We start from the raw sequence: 545 nt of genomic DNA, 5'->3' as shown, positions 1-545 counted from the left end.
GTGGTGCGCGGCGTTGACGGTCACGATGCTGACTCGATTAAACGCGCGGTGGAAGAAGCGCGTGCGGTCACCGACAAACCGTCCCTGCTGATGTGCAAAACCATCATCGGTTTCGGTTCGCCGAACAAAGCTGGTACCCACGACTCCCACGGCGCGCCGCTGGGCGACGCGGAAATCGCGCTGACCCGCGAAGCGCTCGGCTGGAAACACCCGGCGTTTGAAATCCCGTCTGAAATCTATGCCCAGTGGGATGCGAAAGAAGCCGGTCAGGCGAAAGAGTCCGCGTGGAACGAGAAATTCGCCGCCTACGCCAGAGCCTTCCCGCAGGAAGCAGCAGAATTCACCCGCCGTATGAAAGGCGAGATGCCGGCTGATTTCGACGCGAAAGCGAACGAATTCATCGCGAAGCTGCAGGCTAACCCGGCGAAAATCGCCAGCCGTAAAGCGTCGCAGAACGCCATTGAAGCCTTCGGCCCGCTGCTGCCTGAGTTCCTCGGCGGCTCCGCTGACCTGGCGCCAAGTAACCTGACCCTGTGGTCCGGCTC

Annotated in this window: 1 pseudogene; it reads left to right on the top strand. The window is 61.5% G+C overall.

Annotated elements, in window-relative coordinates:
- A pseudogene (locus ABLV11_RS07045) lies at positions 1 to 545 on the top strand (transketolase); the annotation flags it as partial.

This window comes from Klebsiella sp. GW_Kp181, from assembly GCF_040062315.1.
Lineage (GTDB): Bacteria > Pseudomonadota > Gammaproteobacteria > Enterobacterales > Enterobacteriaceae > Klebsiella > Klebsiella oxytoca.
Note: the sequence above shows the minus strand (reverse complement) of the source record. Positions and strands in the feature narration are given on the sequence as shown.